19 protein-coding genes and 1 pseudogene are annotated in these 19,062 nt (G+C 65.9%); 7 read left to right on the top strand and 13 right to left on the bottom strand.

The features are described from left to right. The first annotated feature begins 12 nt into the window (after positions 1-12). From F0U60_RS24325 to F0U60_RS24335, 3 genes are all read left to right on the top strand, one after another. On the top strand, positions 13-189 hold the full coding sequence (locus tag F0U60_RS24325; protein WP_395823789.1) for a hypothetical protein: 177 nt from the start codon (positions 13-15) through the stop codon (positions 187-189). A gap of 114 nt (positions 190-303) precedes the next feature. Then, on the top strand, positions 304-1,494 hold the full coding sequence (locus tag F0U60_RS24330) for a hypothetical protein (protein ID WP_395823791.1): 1,191 nt from the start codon (positions 304-306) through the stop codon (positions 1,492-1,494). 32 nt (positions 1,495-1,526) lie between these two features. Beyond that, positions 1,527-3,038 carry a hypothetical protein gene (locus tag F0U60_RS24335; RefSeq protein ID WP_395823793.1) on the top strand — a complete coding sequence of 504 codons (1,512 nt, stop codon included), beginning with the start codon at positions 1,527-1,529 and terminating at the stop codon, positions 3,036-3,038. Positions 3,039-3,044: 6 nt separating this feature from the next. Here the strand turns inward: F0U60_RS24335 and F0U60_RS24340 are convergent, their stop codons facing one another. From F0U60_RS24340 to F0U60_RS24355, 4 genes are all read right to left on the bottom strand, one after another. After that, complete coding sequence (locus F0U60_RS24340) at positions 3,045-3,317, bottom strand: DUF6289 family protein (RefSeq protein ID WP_395823795.1); 273 nt, start codon at positions 3,315-3,317, stop codon at positions 3,045-3,047. Positions 3,318-3,489: 172 nt separating this feature from the next. Beyond that, positions 3,490-3,726, bottom strand: coding sequence for a hypothetical protein (locus F0U60_RS24345; protein ID WP_395823797.1), 237 nt, complete (start codon positions 3,724-3,726; stop codon positions 3,490-3,492). A 235-nt stretch (positions 3,727-3,961) separates the two neighbouring features. Further along, the gene (locus F0U60_RS24350) at positions 3,962-4,582 is read right to left on the bottom strand and encodes a TetR/AcrR family transcriptional regulator (RefSeq protein ID WP_395823799.1); all 621 of its coding nucleotides are present in this window, start codon (positions 4,580-4,582) and stop codon (positions 3,962-3,964) included. Between the two features lie 36 nt (positions 4,583-4,618). After that, entirely contained in the window at positions 4,619-5,557 is a 939-nt protein-coding gene (locus tag F0U60_RS24355) for a zinc-binding alcohol dehydrogenase family protein (RefSeq protein WP_395823801.1), read from the bottom strand. Positions 5,558-6,171: 614 nt separating this feature from the next. On the opposite strand from F0U60_RS24355, the gene F0U60_RS24360 reads away from it, so the two are divergent. Further along, the gene (locus F0U60_RS24360; protein WP_395823803.1) at positions 6,172-7,338 is read left to right on the top strand and encodes a class I SAM-dependent methyltransferase; all 1,167 of its coding nucleotides are present in this window, start codon (positions 6,172-6,174) and stop codon (positions 7,336-7,338) included. A 100-nt stretch (positions 7,339-7,438) separates the two neighbouring features. On the opposite strand, the gene F0U60_RS24365 is transcribed toward F0U60_RS24360, so the two are convergent. From F0U60_RS24365 to F0U60_RS24375, 3 genes are all read right to left on the bottom strand, one after another. Next, positions 7,439-8,668, bottom strand: a complete 1,230-nt coding sequence (locus F0U60_RS24365) for a M56 family metallopeptidase (RefSeq protein ID WP_395823805.1) — start codon at positions 8,666-8,668, stop codon at positions 7,439-7,441. Beyond that, positions 8,658-9,038 (bottom strand): BlaI/MecI/CopY family transcriptional regulator, encoded by a 381-nt coding sequence (locus F0U60_RS24370; protein ID WP_395823807.1) that lies wholly within the window; start codon positions 9,036-9,038, stop codon positions 8,658-8,660. The genes F0U60_RS24365 and F0U60_RS24370 overlap by 11 nt, the downstream gene beginning before the upstream one ends. A gap of 215 nt (positions 9,039-9,253) precedes the next feature. Then, positions 9,254-9,847: a TetR/AcrR family transcriptional regulator gene (locus F0U60_RS24375; protein WP_395823809.1), complete on the bottom strand. Its 594-nt coding sequence runs from the start codon at positions 9,845-9,847 to the stop codon at positions 9,254-9,256. A gap of 119 nt (positions 9,848-9,966) precedes the next feature. Between F0U60_RS24375 and F0U60_RS24380 the strand changes: the two genes are divergently transcribed. Then, the gene (locus F0U60_RS24380; RefSeq protein WP_395823811.1) at positions 9,967-10,740 is read left to right on the top strand and encodes an oxidoreductase; all 774 of its coding nucleotides are present in this window, start codon (positions 9,967-9,969) and stop codon (positions 10,738-10,740) included. 49 nt (positions 10,741-10,789) lie between these two features. Here the strand turns inward: F0U60_RS24380 and F0U60_RS24385 are convergent, their stop codons facing one another. Continuing rightward, positions 10,790-11,842 carry a DUF5694 domain-containing protein gene (locus F0U60_RS24385; protein WP_395823813.1) on the bottom strand — a complete coding sequence of 351 codons (1,053 nt, stop codon included), beginning with the start codon at positions 11,840-11,842 and terminating at the stop codon, positions 10,790-10,792. A 53-nt stretch (positions 11,843-11,895) separates the two neighbouring features. On the opposite strand from F0U60_RS24385, the pseudogene F0U60_RS24390 reads away from it, so the two are divergent. Next, positions 11,896-12,231 (top strand): annotated as a pseudogene (locus tag F0U60_RS24390) (DUF6640 family protein); the annotation flags it as partial. Positions 12,232-12,411: 180 nt separating this feature from the next. Here F0U60_RS24390 and F0U60_RS24395 read toward each other — a convergent pair. From F0U60_RS24395 to F0U60_RS24415, 5 genes are all read right to left on the bottom strand, one after another. Beyond that, a complete protein-coding gene (locus tag F0U60_RS24395) occupies positions 12,412-12,672 on the bottom strand; it encodes a hypothetical protein (RefSeq protein WP_395826057.1) in 261 nt (86 codons plus the stop codon). Beyond that, positions 12,669-13,703, bottom strand: coding sequence for a lipase family alpha/beta hydrolase (locus F0U60_RS24400; protein WP_395823815.1), 1,035 nt, complete (start codon positions 13,701-13,703; stop codon positions 12,669-12,671). Before F0U60_RS24400 ends, F0U60_RS24395 begins: the two co-directional genes overlap by 4 nt. A 129-nt stretch (positions 13,704-13,832) precedes the next feature. Then, entirely contained in the window at positions 13,833-16,079 is a 2,247-nt protein-coding gene (locus F0U60_RS24405; RefSeq protein ID WP_395823817.1) for a DUF1565 domain-containing protein, read from the bottom strand. 336 nt (positions 16,080-16,415) lie between these two features. Further along, a complete protein-coding gene (locus F0U60_RS24410; RefSeq protein WP_395823819.1) occupies positions 16,416-16,877 on the bottom strand; it encodes a hypothetical protein in 462 nt (153 codons plus the stop codon). A 118-nt stretch (positions 16,878-16,995) separates the two neighbouring features. Continuing rightward, entirely contained in the window at positions 16,996-17,961 is a 966-nt protein-coding gene (locus F0U60_RS24415) for a WD40 repeat domain-containing protein (RefSeq protein WP_395823821.1), read from the bottom strand. 171 nt (positions 17,962-18,132) lie between these two features. Here F0U60_RS24415 and F0U60_RS24420 point away from each other — a divergent pair, with 171 nt between their 5' ends. Next, on the top strand, positions 18,133-19,020 hold the full coding sequence (locus tag F0U60_RS24420; RefSeq protein WP_395823823.1) for a hypothetical protein: 888 nt from the start codon (positions 18,133-18,135) through the stop codon (positions 19,018-19,020). The last annotated feature ends 42 nt before the right edge of the window (positions 19,021-19,062 follow it).

Below are 19,062 nucleotides of genomic sequence, written 5' to 3' on the forward strand. Positions count from 1 at the left end.
AGGAGCCAGACCATGAAGCGCATCAAGAAGCAGCAGTCGCAACCCCCCCAGCAGTCGAAGGAGCAGCAGTCTCGGGCTCGAAAGGAGAAACAACTCACCCTCGAGGACCTGGCCTCGGTGACGGGTGGCCTCGAGCTCGAGCCGTGCAAGGCGGAGGACGGCTGCGGCAACAAGCTCGAGATAGGCTGACACGAGGGCGACTAACGCATCGCGCAGGTCTTGGATGGTGCTGTCACCTTCACCCTCGCCCCGAGAAGGCGGCGCCGCACCGCGCCGCCTTCTCGCACCCGCTGGTCCACAGTCATGCTCAATGCCGCCCCCCTCTCCATTCCTTCCGAGCCCCATCCGGAGTCGCTCCTGCGGCTTCCCCTGGTGCGCCGGATGCTCTCGGATCCCCTGGTGCGCTTCGTGCCACGCGCCATTGATCAACGTTGGTACTACGAGCGCATCGTTCCGGTGACCCTGGCGGGCTTCAATCCCTTCCATCGGGCCCTCTTCCTCGCGAACAACTCGGCCCTCTCACGCTGGCTCGCGGATCCGTACGGCTCCGCCCGGGACTACAACGAGGGAGACCATCTGGTCCGGGAAGTGCTGTTCGCGGAGCACGACTACCTGCACTGCTGGTCCGCGGCGGTCATCGCCGAGTTGGCCCCGTGGCTCCGGTTCGAGACCGGCCCCATCCTCCGCGACAACCTCGAGGACTTCGTCTTCTGCCAGCTCCTGACGGAGGCGGCCGCGACGGTGGGACTGGATTACTGGTACCTCTCCACCTTCAACCTCTCCGAGCGGATACCGATCGGAACGACGGTCGTGAACCTCACGGTCAGCTATCACGAGCGCCACGTCTCCGAGTACCGCCGGTTCTGCCCGCAGTGGGAGGCGCAGCGACCCGAGTTCTTCACCGACCTCGCCCGCTTCTACTGCTCGGGCGTCTTCGAGGGCTTCGATGTGAGGGCTCTGCGTAGGAGCCCTCAGCTCCTCAAGTGGCTCTCGCACGAGCTGACGTACGGCGCCACGCAGCGCGAGTACACCCGGCTGTGGCTGTCCTTCCTGGCCGCCGAGGAGATTTCATACGACCCCCGCGAGCTGACCGCGCCCGTCTCCCTCGAGGAGCCCTGGAAGCAGCGTCTGATGCACGAGCTGGGGCTCGTGCTGTTCGCGAAGATCAAGGAGGACTCCGACAGCGGACTCGTGCTCCGCAACCGGAGCGAGCCTCCCGAGAGCCCGAGGGAGCGCCGGCCTGACTTCCGCTTCGTGAACGCGAATGTCGTCCCGCTCAAACCGGAGGCCGCTACCTCCCCCCAAAGCCTGCGCTACTACGTCCTCCAGCGCATCTCGGCGACGGTCTTCGACAGCGTGAGCGGGGAGGTCCGGCTGGCCCTGGGGCGTGCGCTCCGGCGCGAGGATCACGAGGAGGCGCTGCGGCTCATCGAGTGGGCGGAGCGCGTTCTCCCCGTGGGAGCCGAGCCCCGAGACCTGTTCGTCCTGAACTAGCGAGGAACCAGGAGCACACGGAGGAGTCGACCATGTCCCCGACCCGCGAGCATCCACCGAGCCACCCGACGGATCCTTGGGCGGTCCCTGTTCCGGTCTCGCCCGCCGGGTTCACCGCGTTGCACGCGAGCCATGCCAGGTACGCCGTCCAGGTCGACCTGGGACGCATCGGCTCCTTCGGGTTCTCGACACGGCCCGAGCACGAAGCGGAGCTCTTGTACGCGGACCTCCAGACCAACGCAGACGTCAACATCTCCCACCGGCTGGGGTCGGGCCGAGCGGGCTTCTACTCCGGCAAGTACCTGAAGGGCGTGGGCCGTACCCTGCTCGCGGCGAACTGGCACCACCCGACGGATCGCTACCACAGCAGCGGGCACCTGTTTCCCTCCGCCGCCGCGAGGGAGTACCTGGTGAGCCGTTACCTGGAGGCGCTAGGAGCGGGTGACGCCCTCGCCCCGTGCGAGGGCCTGCTCCTGGCCCCGCTGCCATCGGAAGCCGAGCGCTACGTCGAGTCGAGCTTTCCAGGCCGTGACCTCAGCCAGCTCGCCCCGGCGGACCGGCGACTCCAGGCCATCTCGGTCAAGGCAGCGGGGTTCGCGCGCCTGTCCAACTTCGCCTGGGCGTTCTCACAGTGGCGGGGAGGCGCTCCGTCCGTGGTCGAGTTGTTCCTGCGGATGGCCCGCTACCTCGGGGACCCCACCCAGCCCGAGGTGCGCCCGAGCGACGTCACCCCCGAGGCGCTCGCGCAACGCCTGGAGGGCGCCATCGAGCGGCTGGTCCTCCACTTCGAGCGGTACTTCCAGGCCGGCGTTTACTGGGGCTCCTTCCACAACAACTTCACCGCGGATGGCCGCTTCCTCGACCTGGAGACGCCCATCGTCTTTGGAGGGCCCTTCATCGGAATCGTCGCTGCTCGGGGCAAGCTGCCCGAGTCGGTGGACCTGGCGGGTTGCCGGACCTTCGTCGGATGCGAGGTGCTGGAATGCCTGCGACAGTTCCGTACGTTCCTCGCCTTCCTGATCGACCGCCTGGAGTGGCTGGGCCGGAATGACTGGAACGGGGGCGAGCTGGAACGTCGCTTCCTCTGGGACACGGCCGAGGCCCTGCGCGCGCGGTTTCCGTCCTCGTACTGGCTCCATGACGTGGGAGCGCTCGGAGAGAAGCTGACCGGTGCGCTCACCGCGACGCTCGCGCTGCCGCGGAAGGCCACGGTGGAGCTGAGCGCATTGGTGGAGGCACAGTGCCGCGTGATGCTGAACCTGGAGCCCCGGCACACGGGGACGGTCAGGCTCGTGCCGGTGGAGATGCCACTGGCCAATCCAGAGCCGACGTTCCAGGTGGTGGTCGGCGTTCCCCGCTTCCTCGAGGGCCTCGTGGGTCAGACGCGTGCAGGCCGGATCTTCAACGAGGCGCTCAGCCTGGTGGATGGAGCCGAGAATGTCGCCACGGCCCTCCACAGGCTCCGCGAAGCCGAGAAGGGTGTCAGACGACTCGTGGAGCTCACGACTGCTGGCAGGGCGGCCAGGTGCGACTTCCTGGAGTGACCGATCCTACTCGCAGTCCACGGAGATCCGACTGTAGTTGCTCGTCTTGCCCCAAGAGGCGAAGGCGCCGCAATGACAGCCCCAGCCGCCAATCTGCGTGGTGTACGTGGCGTCGCTGAAATACATCGTGTAGTAGTCGCCACCCGAGCAGTCCGGAATGGCATCCTGACGAGTCTCCAGGTTGGATGACTCCTGAGTGGTCTCGTCGGCGACGCCACCGCAGCCAACCATCAGACCCATCGTCAACGACAACCCCGCAGCCCACATCGCATTCTTCATGTGTCTCCTCCAGTCAGTACGGCGCTGAGGGGAGGCATGTGAATCCAGAAATTTGAGCAAATCAAATAAATAAGGCGCGCGGCTCTGGGCCATTCCCAGCGGCCCGCCCTGCATGACCAGGGCGGACCGCCGAATTCGCAGAACGGCAGGTGTTACATCAGCGTCAATGCGCTCATCCGCAGAGGCCGCCGAGATCGTTCTGGCTGCAGTAGGTGGCACAGGAGCGAGGCGTGCCGAAGCATTCGGTGCCATCGCAACAAAAGAACGTGGTGGAGCGTTGGGTGCGGACGCCCGGCTCAGCCGACTCCACGGTCGCATCAGACGAGATGTCCTCCTGTCCGTCGGACGTGCCTCCACAGCCCACCAGCAGTCCCGCTGCCATCAGCCCTGCAATGATTGCCGCTCGCATGTGTTTCTCCTGGTCTTGACAGCTTTTTCAGCCTTTCCAGGCTATCCCTGCCCGTAGAGAAAGGGCAAGCAATGTTTCCTTCCTCCGGCGGAGGCGAGCGAGGTAGGGCGCGGCTTGCCCCGATACGTGGAGCGGGCGCGAGCTCATCGTGGGAGCGGTGATCGTCGCGGGCGTGGTGGATGTGTTCGTGAATGGGAAAAACTTCGACGCGCTGCAACTGGCCACGCGCACGATGCTAAGGCGATTTGCCCTGCTCGAGTGCATGACGGGTCAGTTCGATCAGTTGCGTGCCAGCCGCTGCTACATCGAAATCCGGATTGGCCATCCAGGTCTCGACCACGCCGCAGATGGAGGCGGCAAGGAACAGGCTGGCCATTTCCGGATCGACACTCGCCCTAATCTGCCCGGCGGCAATGCCGGTCCTGACGTGTTGGGCAAGAGTCGCCAGCGTCTTGTCGCGCAGTGCGCCGACTTCGCCCGAGAGCGCCTGTTCCTTGCGCGGATCTCTGAGCACGACCTGTGTCAGGAGCAGCCGGGTGGGATCGGCGGTGAGGTGGACGAAAACGGTGCGGATGAGTTCGAGCAGCGCGGGCAACCCCGAGAGGCGGTCCTCGATGGGAACCGTCTTCTCGAATTCAATGGTTGCGTAGGAGGCCAGGGCCTTGAGGTACTGTTCCTTGGACCCGAAGTGATGGGCGGGAAGGCCGCGGCTGTAGCCGGCGGTCTTGCCCACATCGGCCAGGGTGAGCTTCTCGATGCCCTGCTCCGCCACCAGCCGAAGGCCGGCTGCCAACATGCGTTGTTCGGACTCGTCCCGCCGCTCTTCCTGTGTCCGCCTCGGCCGTGTCCCGCTCATCGTTGCTCCTTGCCTGCCGGCCGGCGGACTGCCGATTCACGGCTCGAGCACGATCTTACCAAAGGCGTCCCCGCCTTCGAGTGCCAAATGGGCCTTTGCGGCCTCGGTGAGGCGGAACACGGGGCCCACCACCGGAACGAGCGCTCCCCGAACGGCATCGGCAAAGATGGCGCGCGCGGCCGCACCCGCTTCGCCAGCAGGCACGGAGTTCAGGCTGAACGTCGAGAAAGTGAGTGAGTTGAAGAACGTCTGGACGAGCGCCATGCCGAACTCCGGCGGGGGAAAGCCGGCGGCCCCACCATTCAGCACGTAACGACCATTGGGCGCGAGCCTGCCGAGCAACGCCGGAACCGCAGCCCCGCCTACGGGGTCGATGACGGCATCGAATGGACCGGCCGGTTCGGTTTCGCGGTCGCGCCTCACGATGTTCTGGATGCCGAGCTCGGCAAGTCGGTCCGCCGCGGTCGACCGCGTGACCGCCGTAACGGTGGCGCCCAGTTGCAGCGCCATCTTCACGGCAAGAAGTCCAATCCCGCCACTGGCGCCGCGCACCAGCACATGTTCGCCCGGCCGAACCTGCGCCCGGCGAAGACTGAAATGCGCTACCAGCGCGTTGACGCCCAACGCCACCGCATTTCGGGCCGACAGAGGGTCGGGCAGTGCGACCAGGCCCGCGGCGTCCGCCACGAACTGTTCGGCGTAGCCCCCGCTGCCCTGGGCAAAGACGCGCTGGCCAATGAGTCCGCGATCCACGCCCTCGCCGACCTTCTGCACACGTCCGGCAACTTCCACGCCCGGGATGAACCCGGGCTCGGAGAACCCGAACTCGCCCCTGCGCTGCAGGATATCGACCAGCCCTACGCCTGCGGCTTCAACCGCTATGACCACCTGCCCGTGCCGAGGCTCGGGGTCGGGACGCTCCACCACGGCGAGCTGGTCTGCAGGACCGAATGCTTCGACAACGACTGCTTTCATGACGATCTCCCATCAAAGGACAGCCGGCATTTATAACTTGCTTGCTCGATAAGCAAGTAAATGTGTTGAGGGCTGCCGCGTCGCGAGGCGTCTGGCGTCTTCGCCGCGCCAGCACTCCTCGGCGGTGTTTGGCGCGATGTTTTGAAAAGCCGCGCAACCTGGGCAGCGCTGAAGTGATGAGCGCGCGTGTCGACAGCACGACTCCTCCGATGGCGAGTACCCGGGTGCTGACTTGCAGGTGACTCCGCACTTCCACTCGCCTGCGCCCGACACCGCGCTGCCTCGCCATCGCCGAGCGCGCGGGCCGGATGCGTCCTCACGCCCTGGACGTGGGTGCACTTCTCGAGGAGCAGCGCCGGGCACGCGCAGGCCGGCTCGTCATCACCACCAACGAGGTGCTCGGAAAGCTGCGGCTCGGCGTGTTCCGGGCACGGGCGGGCGCGGGAGTCACTCTCCGAAGCCCTCCGGCGCGCCCCGGGCGTGTGGGAGGCCTGAGGCCTACGAATCGTCTGACGCCTGCCAACGGACGCGGTGACAGAAAAAACCGCCACCGGTTTTGAACGCACACGGGCTCATGGCCCGGGCGACATCCCATCCTTCTGGAGATCAGGTTCATGACGCAGTCCGCAGCGTCCAAAATCCTCGTCCGTCATCCGTCTGTCGCCGCGCGCTACCAGCACGGCAAGACCCCCATCACGCACCTGATCGAGGACTACATCCACGAACGGGTGGACATCCCTGGCGACTTCCGGGACTTCATCCGGGAGCGCGTCCAGGTCGCCGAGTACAGCTTCGTGGGTGACCACTTCAAGTTCCTGTTCTCCCACTTCCTGCCGGAGGTGCTCATCCACTCCCGCGCGCAGGACGAGCGCATTGGCAAGGCGCACTACGACCGCGGGAACGATTTCTTCAGTTGGTTCCTCGGGCCTCGGATGATCTACACCTCCGGCTTCTTCCAGTCCCCGGAGGACACGCTGGAGGAGGCGCAGGACCGGAAGATGAAACTGGTCTGCGAGAAGCTGCAGCTCGAACGCGGCGAGCGCTACCTGGACATCGGCTGCGGCTGGGGAACCCTGGTGGCCCATGCGGCCAGGGACTACGGCGTGGATGCCACCGGCATCACCATCGCGGAGAAGGGCACCGAATACGGCAACGCGCAGATTGCCCGGCTGGGTCAGAGCGCCACCGCCCGCATCCTGAACAAGGACTACCGGGACATCCCGAACCAGACGTTCGACAAGATTTCCTGTCTGGAAATGGCCGAGCACGTGGGGGTGCGCAAGTTCCAGGCGTTCATGCAACAGGTGTACGGCCTGCTCGCGGATGATGGGCTCTTCTATCTGCAGATCGCCGGCCTGCGCGCGAAGAAGGGCCACCTGGGCTTCCACATGGAGGACCTGGTGTGGGGCCTGTTCATGAACAAGTACATCTTCCCCGGCGCGGACGCCTCCATGCCCCTGAGCTTCGTGGTGGAGAACATGGAGAAGGCCGGGTTCGAGATTCACAGCGTGGAGAACGTGGGCATCCACTATTCGCTCACCATCTCGCGCTGGTACGACAACTGGATGGCCCACCGCGCGCAGGTGGTGAAGACCTACGGCGAGTGGTGGTTCCGCCTGTGGCAGGTGTTCCTGGGCTGGTCCGTGCACATCGCGGCGCAGGGCAGCTCCACCTGTTTCCAGGTGGTGGCGAACAAGAACCTGGACGGATTCAACCGCATGCGGTGGCTGAGCGGCGTGAATCTGGGCGAGCGAGACCTGCCGCTCAAGCGTTCCGCGTAGCGTCCGGCCTCAGGGGTGGATGTGCGCTCTCATCGCCCGCCGGTGCCGAGGCGAGCGCGGACTGGAGCTGGGCAACCGTCGAGACGCTCTTCACCTCGGCTTACGGTTGGGTGGGCCTCGCGGTCACTTCGCGCACGACCATCGCCAGGTCGAGGTTCCTGCCCTCGTCCTCGACCTTCAACCGCATGGGCTCGCCGAGACGGCCCTCCAGCGTGGGCCGGGCGATCGTCGTCGAATCGATATCGATCTTGCCTGTCATTGCAACCCCATCGGCCGTGCCTGCTTTGGATACGGTGAATTCCAACCTCCATTTGACGCCATTCCGCTCGCTGCTGACCGCGAACGGTGTGCCCTCACGAACGTGGACGCGTGGGGCCGCCTTGGCCCCTGCCGTCGACAGGTCCATCGCGACCTCGTAGAGGACAGCGCTAGCAGTAGGGACATTTTCGGCGCGGGCGAGCAAGCTGGCGGAACCGCCGGCAAGGACGAGGGATGCAACCGCGAGACGGCCGGCAAGGCGACGAAGCCTTCCAGGTGGGACCTGCTGCAAACTCATGATGCGCTCCTTGATGGGGTGATTGAATCGCCAAAGACAGGCAACGGTGGGGGGTGTTTCCGTGGAAAGCGTGTGAGACTTCAACAGGGCTTGGGAGTACGCGCGGCGCTGGCCCGGGTTGCCGCGCAGCACGGCGGCGTCGCACGCGAGCTCCTGGTCGACGCGAAAGCGCACTGCCGCCCAGTGGATCAGCGGGTTGAACCAGAACACGCACTGCAAGCACACCTGGAGCAGGTTGACCACGGCGTCACCGCGTTCGGCGTGCACCTGTTCGTGCTGGATGATGAGTAACTGCTCGGCTGGCGTATAGCGCCGCGGAAAATCCGAAGGAACGATGACCTTGGGGCGCCACAGTCCGAGCGAGGCCGGTCCGGCGGTGGGCGACTCACTGAAATAAAGGCCTTCGCGCGGGGTGAGCGAACCCAGACCGCGCACGAAGCGGACGTGCGCGCGCCAGAACCCCGCCGCGAGCATCAGGGCTCCCGCTCCCCACACGAGCAAGGCCACGGATAGCCACGGGATGCTGGCCTCGCGAAGAGCCGGCACGGCCGCATCCGAAAAGGTTCGCAGGGAGACCGGGACGGCCTGGGGCTGGACGCGCACAGCGGGCAGGAGCGCGACCGCGACGATCGCCGGAACCACCAGCCAGGTCTGGTACGCGAGGGTCGCACCGAACACGCGGCGCAGCGGTCCGCGCAATGCCAGCATCAGCAGGACGGCGGCGCTGAGGGCATAGGTCAGGCGGACCAGCGCGGCGACGAGCTCAGTCATCATCGCGCATTTCCTCGATCAGCCGCGTCAATTCAGCGAGGTCCGACTTGCTCAGCTTGCTCTGGCTCCCGAAATGGGCGACCAACGGTGCGATCCGGCCGCCGAACAGACGATCGAGCAGATTCTTGCTCTCGCTGGTCACCCATTCGTCGCGTTTCAGAACCGCCGTGTACAGGTAGCGCCGGCCGTCTTTTTCGGCGCGAATCGCCCCCTTCTTCAGCAAGCGATTCAGCAAGGTCTTGATGGTGGCCTCTTGCCAGTGTTGCTGGCGGACCAGGGCGCTGATGACCTGTTCGGCGGGGATCGCCTCGCCCGCGTGCCACAACACTTCCATCACCTGCGACTCGGCTTCGCTGATCGATACCCGGCTCATCGGTCTCGCCCCTCACTGTTTACGACTGTAATCGGTCTGATGATTACGCCTGTAAACGCAGAAGTCAAGCATTCCGGAAGGCGCGCTCGCCTGTGTGGATCGCTCGACGCGAGGCTCGGGGGCGCCCGTCTGCGGCCCTCCTCGTCACCTCTGCACCAGCCCTCCACCCTGAACAGCGCTCCAATTTCTCCTATGCTCCCACGCGCTCGAAGGTCTCAGCTCCGGTCCCGAGGTCGGCGTTGGGCTCGGCCACCGTTGCTCGCTCGATTTGTCAGGATCGCGCTCGCGACAATCTCGAATAGATGATCGGCGTGTCGGCCGAGCGATGGTTGGTCGCCGAGCCATGCCAGCGCCGCGATCAGCGCGAACAACTCTGTGCCGTCGACGTCGCTTCGCGCCTTCCCTGCGGCTTGAGCACGGGAGAGAAGCCGCGTGCCTGCCGCGCGCACCGTGACGCACGAAGCGTGGAGAGCGGACTTCGGATCATCGAGGGCGGCCATCATCAACGCCGTGATGCCGTGGTAATTGCGCGTGAACGCGACCGCCTCGCGTAGCCACGTCACGAGCGCATCGTCGGGTGCGCTCGATGTTTCGAGCTCGGCCGCCTGCGCTGTCATCTCGTCGAGGCTCGTGCGAAGCAGCGCCTCGAGCAACGCCTCTCGCGTCGGGAAGTGACGGTACAGCGTGCCGAGGCCGACGTCGGCTCTGCGGGCGATGTCGCGCAGCGATGCGTCAGCCCCCTGTTCTTTGACGACGGCGCGCGCGACAGCGAGCAGGTGGTCGTAGTTCTTCTTGGCGTCAGCACGCATAGGACTCTCTTGACAATCGGAGCGATGCTCCGAATATATGGAGCACCGCTCCGGAAAAAAGGGGCGCTGCTCCGGTAAGCATAACCCATTCAGGTGTCGTGCTCGACGAAAGGAACATCATGTCCAGCAAGCTTGATCTCTCGAAGGAACTCATCGGTCGCCGTGCCCTCGTCACTGGAGGCTCGCGCGGCATCGGTGCGGCGATCGCGCAACGTCTTCTCGACGCTGGCGCGAAGGTCGTCGTCTCCGCGCGGTCGCGCAACGAGGAGACGCCCGCAGCGGCGACGTTCGTTGCCGGCGACATCCGCACCAGCGAAGGGGTGAAGGCGATCGCGTCGGGGGCGCTCGCAGCCCTCGGTGGGCTCGACATCCTCGTGAACAATGCGGGGGGGGCGAACGGGTTCCCGGAAGGCGCCGCCTCGATCCCGGAAGGGGAGTGGCAGGACGTCTTCGCGTTGAACCTCTTCTCCTCGGTCCGCCTCACCAACGCGGTGTTGCCGGCGCTCCGCGAATCAAAGGCGGCCGCGATCGTGAACATATCCTCGACGGCCGCGACGATGGGGGCCGGGGCGGGCCCCTTCGCCCACTACAGCGCGGCGAAAGCGGCGCTCGACGCCTACTCGCGCGTCCTTGCCGTCGACCTCGCGCCGAGCAATATCCGCGTGAACGTCGTGACCCCCGGGCCGGTGACGACCGTGGGCTCGGACGCGGTCCGGAAGACGTTCGGCGACGCGATGGGCGTTCCCGCCGAGGCGTGGCTCCAGTCGGTGCCGCTCGGCCGCTGGGGCGCCACCGACGACATCGCAGAGGTCGTCGCGCTGCTCGTATCGGATCGCGGCAGGTGGCTGACCGGCGTGAATTACCGCGTTGACGGCGGAATGACGGCGCGCTGACCACGAGCTGCTGCACGTGCCGTAAGCCGGCCAGAGCCGCGCGACCGCGTCACTTCAGCACGGTCGCCACGTCGACGATATCCACACCCTGTAGCTGGCCGAGCCAGGCGTCGAACCACGGCTTGTGCGAGGAACCGACAATGGACAGTACGCGCGCGCCGGGGCGTTCCCGGAACGTTTCGCGGATATTGGCGACCATCCGCAGGTTACGGATTTCCCAGCCGGCGACCCACATCTGCGGGTAGCCTTCCGGCGACTTTGCGCGCATGGCCGCGCTGACATTGGTCTCGGCAAGCACCCGCAGGCCTTCCGGCCCGTTGATGTAGCGGTACAGCGGCAGCAGGTCTGAAGCTTGCGACAGCAGTTGCTCCCGCTTTACAAATTTGTCCATCTCCGGGCCGCCTGCGGCCCACGCCGCTTCGATCGAACGCACGAAAGCCTTGATGTCCGAGACATCCATGCGGTCGCCGGTATGATTGTCCACCGCATACACCCGCTGCAGGCCCAGGCGCGCGGCCAGGCGTGCGGCCAGTTGGTAGTTTTCGTCGTTGATCGTCGCGATTCGGCGGAGCTTCTCCACCAGTGACGCATCCAGGCTGTCGCCGGCACGGCGCTCGGTTTTCGGCAACTGCAGCCACTGCACATAGGCCGAGGCGGGGTCGTTTGCCGCCAGGAACACCGCGGCCAGGCGCCGCCGCTGCGCCGGCGCCGGCTGCGCCGGCCAGGCCTTGAGCGTCTTGTCCACTTCGGCGAGGGCGGCGGGCACGTCCAGCCCGGTGGCCGCTTTCGCCGCGTCAGTCGGGTCGCAGTAATCGGAGCCGTACTTGGCGGGATGGCGCGCGGCGAGATCGCATTCCTCGCCGGACTCTTCCTCAATTGTGATGATGTCGGGCTTGAACGCCGCCAGCCGGTCCAGCACTCCGTCCAGCGATGCCGGATTGAAGCCTTTCGGCATGTCGCGCAAGTGCACGGTGCCCAGCACCAGTACTTGCGCCCGCGGCCCAGCCATGTCGCGATCGAGCGCCGCCAGGTCGACCTGCGCCTGCGCTGCGAACGGCAATGCCGCGATCCATGCCCAAGTCCACTTTGTCCATTTGCTCATGTCGTATTTTTCCTTGTGTCGAATAATTTCTTGGCTTTTTTGCAATGGAAAATATGCCGGCTAATGGTGCCATTTTCAGTTCTTCCCCTCGGCGTTTGCTCCCTCAAGCGGGGACGGAGGCGGGCCCCCAGAAGGAGAGCCTCGGGGCGGACTGGAACGAGACGCACATTTTTAACCGGCACTGGTCTCCCCTCGCGAGGTTCCACAACGCCCAGACGATGCTGCTCGGCACCTTCCTGGGTCTGCTGTCCCTCTACGTCCTCTGGTCGAAACCATTGCAGGAGCGGGGCGGCCTGGTGGTCGGGACGCTCCTCGCGTCGCTCTACTGGGTGACCCAGGCCGGCTCCATCCTCTTCCCAGGCACCGCCCTGGTGGACCCGGAATTCGTTGATCTCATCCCCCGCCTGGGCGGCCGGTGGGCTCGGCATCAACGCTCGGCGCGCTGGCGCATTCGCCGGGCGACTGCGGTACTGGCAGCGGCCCTCCCGGACGGAGGAACGCCAGCGGATGGCGGGGCGGGGACGGGAGGTGACGGCGGCACCGGGGATGAGGAGTCCAGGTGCTCCTTCTCATTCTGCTTCGAGAACGTCGAACGCGACGTCCAACACCTTGCCAGCCACGCGGTTAACCAGCCGGACCATTCCGTACGAGCCCGAGACGGCCAGGTCGTGGACCGCGTGGACGCCCCGGACGGGCGCCGTCAGCGGGGGTACTTTCTCCAGCAGCTTGAAGGGCACCGCGGCGGTGCGCATGTGCACCTGCTCCACTGCCGTCGAGCCCTTGTCCACCGCGTCCTGCACCAACGTCTTCACTCCTCGCCACTTCTTCATGGGAGTTCCCTTTCGCACCAGGCCCGGACCTGGGCGTAGACGTCCGCGTGGTGGGCCAGTGCGATGTGATCCACCCCGGCCATGACCTTGACGTTCTCCTGCGGAAAGACAGGACTCCGGTCCATCACGCCCGCCCGGCCGGCAGCGCTCGACAGGGGCACCACGCCGTCCCCGAAGAGCGCGGAGAGCAGGTGGCGCTCGTCGCGGCCCAGGGAGCCAACGAGCAGGTGATGGGAGATATCCGGAAGCAACGGGACAGGGTGGCGGCGGTTCTGGAGCGGTGCCTGGCTGTCTGCGCCCTCCCAGTCCTGCTTCAGCAGGTTCCCGAAGCCAAGGTCCTTCACGCCGTTGCTGCGCAGGTTGGCGACGTCCGCCACCAGTTGCGTGTAGGGATTGGGGATGGAGCGCAGCGCCCAGGTCACCACCTTGCCCAGCCGCTCGAGCGGGGAGCCCAGGTGCGGCACGCCAAGGTAGAGGGCGCGGCGGACCCGGGACAGCCAGGTGTGTCTGGCCTCGGCGGCCACGTGGCACGCGCTGCGCACGACGAGCCCGCCCATGCTGTAGCCCACCAGGATGAGCTCCTCGATGGGGCTTGGGAACTCGGCCACGAGCGTCTCCAGCAGCCGGGCCAGGGCCTCGCCGTTCTCGGAGATGTGTAGGCCGGAGTTGTAGCGGAGATAGAGCGGCGTCACGCCCAGCTCCTTCTCCAACAGCGCGCCGTAGGTGACCGCGGGCTCGCCGGGGAAGGACCAGACCGCTTCGGTGACGGCGAGCCCATGCACCCAGAGCGCCAACCGGCCCGTGGGCGCGGGGTAGGCCCGCTGGAGCGACGCGCGGTCGAGCTGTACCCGCTGCCCGTCGAGAAAGAGCTCCATCGGCGTGGCCAGCCCGTTGTCCTGGCGGTGGAGGTAGTCCCCCAGCACGCCATTGAGGACCCCGAGGGCAAACTCCAGCTTGCCGCCCCCCGCCCGGACCACGGGAGGCGACGCGGCGCTCTCCCCTACGAGGACAGGCGGGACTTGCCCGGTCACCGGCACCGGGGCCGGAGCTTCAGTGTCATGGGGAGTCGTCACTCCAGCGGAGCATGGCACGGATGACGCGGTGCATAAACCCTGGAGCGCGAGGAAACGGGGCGTCAGCCCCATCTCCTCACCCCAGGCTCAGGGCAGCCCGACGGCCCACGGCGTCTGGCCGTACTCCAGGGCCCCGAGGTCCGGCGCCGCGCCGAGGAAGGGCAGGCCCACGGACGCGCCCCGGTCCACCATGTTCGCGCTCGGGCCGGACGGCTCGAAGTAGGGGAAGGGCGTGGCCCCACTCCGCTTCAGGTCCGCGGCCGCCTGGATGCTGTTCGTCTCCACGAAGGTGCTCGGGCGAGCGGTGGGCGCGTTGCGGTGCATGTTGTTCGCGTACACCAGCTTGGCGGGCGGCGAGCCGTCGTGGCCGTCGGTGTAGCGGCCCATCTTCATGGCCGACCCGGTGTCGAAGATGTTGTTGCGCACCTCGAGGGTGCCGCTGCCCTGCGCGGTTGGCTCCCGGAACTCGAACAGCGAGGGCCCGGCGGAGCTGACCACCGTGTTGTTGTAGAAGCGGAAGCCATCCACCTTCGTGGTGAAGACGAAGAACGACGGCTGGAAGCCCGCCAGGTTGAACACGTTGTGGTTGATGCGGATGTTCTTGAGCACCGGCCCCTGCGTGGACGGGCCGCCGCCGTTGAACTCGCCCATCACGTTCCACGGGTTGATGTTGCCCGTCATGTCGAAGTAGTTGTGCTCGATGATGATGTTGCTGTCGGCCAGCTCCAGGAAGCCCGCCTTTTGCGGCTTCATGCGGTTGTGGTGGATCCAGAAGCTGTAGGGGTACTGGTCGATGGGGGCGTTGAACTCGAGCGACATCGCCGTGTTCACGTCGCAGTTGGCAATCTCCACCCCATCCGCGCCGATTTGCCAGAACTCGAAGCCGATGTTCGGCGCCCTGTAGTTGTCCCACGGTGCCATGTGCTTGCCACGCGTGTGGACGCCGAGAATCTTCGAGCCGCGAATCTCATCCTGCTTGCGCGCGGTGTCCTCGAAGGAGAGCAGCGCCTTGATGGCGTAGCCGGAGCTCGAGAAGTGCTCGTTCAGGGGCACGTTGGTGAGGTGCTCGATGCGGCCGTTTTGGATGAGCAGTTCCTCGTGCGTGCCGCGAATCGTGATGTTGCCCCACGAGCGGCTCGTTCCCTCCGCGGAGGACTCGACGATGCGGAAGTCACTGATTTGCAGCCCCTTCGTTTCCGCCCAGCCCTCGGACGAGCTGAGGATGCCGGCCCAGAAGAACTGGGTGATGTCCACGTGGTGGATCTTCACATGGTTGCGGTTGGTGACGCGGATTCCGGTGGAGCCCTTCCGCAGACCATCCATCGAGAAGTGTGACACCTCCTGCGGCGAGTCCACGGACATGTAGCGGGGGTAGGGGCCGTACATCACCCCCTCGTGTTCGAAGGGGGGGATCGGCTCGGCGCCAGGAAGGAGCACGCGGGACTCGAGCCGGATGAGGCCCTCCACGGCATGCCAGTCGTACGAGCCACCCCGGATGAGGGTGACGCCCACGCCCGAGCCCAGGAGGTTGACCCGCTCCTTCAGCACGATGTTCCGCGTCTCGTCGAACGTGCCCGGCCCCACCTTGATGGTGTGGCCCTGGCCCGCGGGCACCACGTCCGCGGCCCGGGCGATGGTGCGGAAGGGTTTTGCCTCCGTACCATCACCCGTGGAGTCATTGCCCTGCATGCTCACGTGATAGACGCGGCTGCCGGTGGGAGGAGGGGTGCTGCCCTCCAGCTTGAAGAGACTCAGCCCCATGAGGTGCGGTTCGCGCTTCGCCGCGCTCAGGTCCAGGTTGAGCTCGCCGTCCGTCACGCTGACGGTGTAGGGGCCGTACTTCTTCCACGCCGACTTCGCGAGCACGCCAATCCCTTGCGCCACGCGCTGGCCCTCCAGCGCCAGGTCCAGGGAGCGGTGGTTATTGGCGTAGTTTTCCAGGATGTAGACATAGACGTTGTAGCGAGCGGCGGGAACAGTCTGTGCCAGCCGCAGCGTGCCGCTCTGCCAGATGCCCGTGTTGAGCATGGCACTCGTCGCCGCGTCCACCGCCGGTGAGGGTGTGAGACTTGTCGTTACGGCCTGGTACCCGGAGGGGACGCTCAGGCCCTGGGTCTTCGCCTGGTCGAAGGCGGTGAACGTGTGCCCCTCTATCGTGACGGCGCTCCCCGCCAGGTTGATGGCCTTGTGGAACACCTCCGTGTCGAGCGAAGCCTCCAGGGTGTGGGGCGCAGGGGATTCCGACTCACCGCGCGCATCGACACTGCTTCCCGTCGCTCCGCCGCACCCCCAGAGGGTGCCCGCGAGCGTTAGCATCGTCAGCATTCTCTTCATTTCTCATCCTCCAAGCGGCAGAAGGAGACCGGTTGCCGGCCTGCATCGGGACTCCCCGCATCGCGAGGCTGGCGGTAACACGGTTGCGTGACTGGAGAATGACTAGGGCTTTCGGGTCAGCGCGCGTCGGTCGGGGGCGCGGGTGTCCAATCATGCTTTCATCGCGGTTGCCTCATTCTTCCATCCACTCTCGGAAAGGGGGTTCTCCGCACGCGGAGGGTAGCGTTACACCTTCTGCACTGTAGCCACCGAGTCCAACGTGAAACGGCCCGGCCCTCGGGGATGAGGAGCCGGGCCGCTGTCATGGGGACCTGCAGGCCCCCATTTCTTCTGTGCTCACTTCGCCTTGATGAGCGTGAGCACCTGGGTGAAGGTCCTGTCCCCGTTGGGGGTCGTGGCCAGCATCCCGCGCACCCCCAAGTAGGCACCCGTTCCACCGCTGATGGGGATATACGAGGTGCCCGTGTCGGACTCCCGGCCCGTGACGGTGATGGTGCCGTCGGCCATCGTGAGCGTCCACTGACACTCATTGAACTGACCCGGCAGCGTGCGGACGCAGAAGCCGCTGTTCGAGCCAATGTTCTCCCGGGCTTCGTTCAAGAGCGGCTGGTCGAACACGAACAGGTCGCCCGGTGAGTCACCCGGCGCACCGAGGTCAACCGGCGATGCGATGCCGCTGCGAGCGTCCGCATAGACGGTCAGCGTCACGGGGTCCTCCGCGTGGGCGTCTTCGACACAGCCCATCATGGGAACCGTGATGGGTAGGGACAATACTGCCATGAACAAGGTCTTCCGCATGGTGTCTCTCCTTGGGGGTGTTTGTGCTTACACAAGCAATACGATGGCGAAGGCTGGAGGAAAATTTTCCGGTAGAACAATAGGAGAGAGAGCGCGTCCTGTGCAGCAGCCCGGCCCCTCATGGCTGCTCCTGAACCGCCCAGAGGGTCACCGTCGTCCCTCCGCCTCCACCTGGCATGGGGTAGGGATTGGTGTTCATGGGCCCGAGCGTGATGAAGCGGCTCCCTGACGGCGAGAAGCGGACGTCGGTTTTCCCTGGAAGCGGCTTTGACACGGGGGCGCGGGTGGCGGCGTCCCAGACCTGTACGCCCGCCTCTCCCTCGAGCGTGAACCAGCACCCGCCGGGGACGCTCTTCAGCTTGAGGATCCGCCCGTCCGTCTGGACCCTGTCGAGTCGCCGCAAGGGCTTGAGCTGCCAGAATTCGACATAGCCCCATTCGAAGGCCACCACGAAGGTGTCGTCGTTCAGGAACGACAGGCCGCAGACCGCCTCCGCGGTTCCTCCAGGTTCGACGAGGGAGCCGATCCGCTGAGGGGAGACCTCTGTGGAATCATCTGTCTTCTGCGTCTCGAGGTCGAGCCAGCCCAACGCATTGTCAAAGTCGACGCAGAGGAGGAGAGGCCGCGAGGGATGCCAGGCACACTCGCTGACGCTCCCGGTCACCCGGTGTTGGAGACCCCGGACATCGAAGACGATGACGACCTCGGACCAGGCCGCGAAGTACTCGCCATTGGGAGAGAACTCGAGAGCGGGGTAGTAGAGCCCCCTGTACGCGGACATGAAGCTCCAGGAGTCGCCAGTTGCCTCCCAGCCCGCGAGGACGAAGTCGTCGGTGTTCACCACGATGGTATCACCGCGCGGAGATACCGCGAGGCGAGGGTACCCGCCCCCCGCGGGGACGCCTCCCCTGAAGAGGGCCATGATGTCCTCGCCGCGGTGGAGTTGCCTGACCTGCCCGCTCTCCAGGGTAAACAGCCACAGGTTCGCCAAGGGGTCTGTGAGGAGCAGGGCGTCCTCGCCCATGAAGGCGGCGTCGCGCACCACTTGGAAGGCCGGGAGCGTCTGGAGGAGGACGGGCTTCATGGGTGGAACTCCCTCGCCTGGCGTGCACGGTGTCATCGGTTCCCGGATATCGCTACACCCACAGGGGCGTCTACGTCGACTTCGATTCGTTGGCTGCGCCAGGCGCCATCACATCCGCGTTGAGCCCGCTCCTTCCCTTGATCTCGGTTCACTTTTCAGGGGGGGGCCTGCGTGTCTAGAGGGCGTATTCAGTACGGCATCGGTGTCTTTTTCGGGCTGGTTCTCCTGTCGTGGGTGTTCTTCCTCCTGTCCTTCCTCCGGAGGGCCCGCTTCTTCCATCCCTCGGGGGTGGTCTATTCGGCTCGGGCGTATCCGGCCACTGGGCTCGCCTCCGTCATGGGGATGGAGGTGGCCAGGCGCCTGTCGGGCTGTGCCCTGGTCCGCTTCTCGGGAGGCTTGTTCAAGCAGACAGGCAGGAACGTGAAGATGGATTCGCTCGGGCTGGGCCTGCGCTTCCATGGCCAGCCCGGACCCTGCTCGGCCAATGCTCCCGGCGGACAGGATCTCTTCATGGTGTCCTTCCAGTCCTTCGCGGTGATGGCTCGCGACATCAAGGCCACCAACCCCCACGATTACCTGGCCAACACCTACTGGGCCATCACTCCCTATGAGGTGCGGGGAGTCGGCCGTGTCTCGCTGCGCATCACCGCCACGGGCGCGGGAGGAGTGGAGGCGGCGCGTGACGAGCGGCTCGCGGAGGCGGTGCGGTCGGGCGCGGTCTCTCTGCTACTCGAGATGGCTCCGTGGGGAACGAACGACTATCAGCCGCTCGTGATTCTCCGCCCCGAACACCGGGTGGAGCTGGAAGACGAGCTGCGCCTCACTCCTCATGTCGCGGGGAGTGGGCTGCAGCCGATCGGCTTCCTGCAAGGTCTGCGTGTGGCCCCCTATGCCGCCAGCCACCTGGCCCGGCGTCTGTGCCAGAGGACGCCCAGGCGGGACACTCCTCCGAATTCCCGGCACACCCACCCAGCTTTGGGGACGAGCCAGCGCACGAACGTGAACGTCTCACCTGTCCTCCCGTCTCATGATGAGCGCCGGGAGGGGATGGTGCGCTGAGAGTCCGCTCCGCGCCTCCTGTCCGCCGTGTTGCCCGGTGCG

Source organism: Archangium minus (assembly GCF_044360475.1).
In the GTDB taxonomy this organism is placed as follows: Bacteria; Myxococcota; Myxococcia; order Myxococcales; family Myxococcaceae; genus Archangium; species Archangium minus.

Coding starts and splice junctions, on each gene's coding strand:
- F0U60_RS24375 (WP_395823809.1), bottom strand. CDS start 9,847: ATGCGTGCTGACGCCAAGAAGAACTACGACCACCTGCTCGCTGTCGCG.
- F0U60_RS24365 (WP_395823805.1), bottom strand. CDS start 8,668: ATGATGACTGAGCTCGTCGCCGCGCTGGTCCGCCTGACCTATGCCCTC.
- F0U60_RS24410 (WP_395823819.1), bottom strand. CDS start 16,877: ATGCGGAAGACCTTGTTCATGGCAGTATTGTCCCTACCCATCACGGTT.
- F0U60_RS24335 (WP_395823793.1), top strand. CDS start 1,527: ATGTCCCCGACCCGCGAGCATCCACCGAGCCACCCGACGGATCCTTGG.
- F0U60_RS24370 (WP_395823807.1), bottom strand. CDS start 9,038: ATGAGCCGGGTATCGATCAGCGAAGCCGAGTCGCAGGTGATGGAAGTG.
- F0U60_RS24360 (WP_395823803.1), top strand. CDS start 6,172: ATGACGCAGTCCGCAGCGTCCAAAATCCTCGTCCGTCATCCGTCTGTC.
- F0U60_RS24380 (WP_395823811.1), top strand. CDS start 9,967: ATGTCCAGCAAGCTTGATCTCTCGAAGGAACTCATCGGTCGCCGTGCC.
- F0U60_RS24405 (WP_395823817.1), bottom strand. CDS start 16,079: ATGAAGAGAATGCTGACGATGCTAACGCTCGCGGGCACCCTCTGGGGG.
- F0U60_RS24325 (WP_395823789.1), top strand. CDS start 13: ATGAAGCGCATCAAGAAGCAGCAGTCGCAACCCCCCCAGCAGTCGAAG.
- F0U60_RS24395 (WP_395826057.1), bottom strand. CDS start 12,672: ATGAAGAAGTGGCGAGGAGTGAAGACGTTGGTGCAGGACGCGGTGGAC.
- F0U60_RS24415 (WP_395823821.1), bottom strand. CDS start 17,961: ATGAAGCCCGTCCTCCTCCAGACGCTCCCGGCCTTCCAAGTGGTGCGC.
- F0U60_RS24355 (WP_395823801.1), bottom strand. CDS start 5,557: ATGAAAGCAGTCGTTGTCGAAGCATTCGGTCCTGCAGACCAGCTCGCC.
- F0U60_RS24330 (WP_395823791.1), top strand. CDS start 304: ATGCTCAATGCCGCCCCCCTCTCCATTCCTTCCGAGCCCCATCCGGAG.
- F0U60_RS24350 (WP_395823799.1), bottom strand. CDS start 4,582: ATGAGCGGGACACGGCCGAGGCGGACACAGGAAGAGCGGCGGGACGAG.
- F0U60_RS24345 (WP_395823797.1), bottom strand. CDS start 3,726: ATGCGAGCGGCAATCATTGCAGGGCTGATGGCAGCGGGACTGCTGGTG.
- F0U60_RS24340 (WP_395823795.1), bottom strand. CDS start 3,317: ATGAAGAATGCGATGTGGGCTGCGGGGTTGTCGTTGACGATGGGTCTG.
- F0U60_RS24385 (WP_395823813.1), bottom strand. CDS start 11,842: ATGAGCAAATGGACAAAGTGGACTTGGGCATGGATCGCGGCATTGCCG.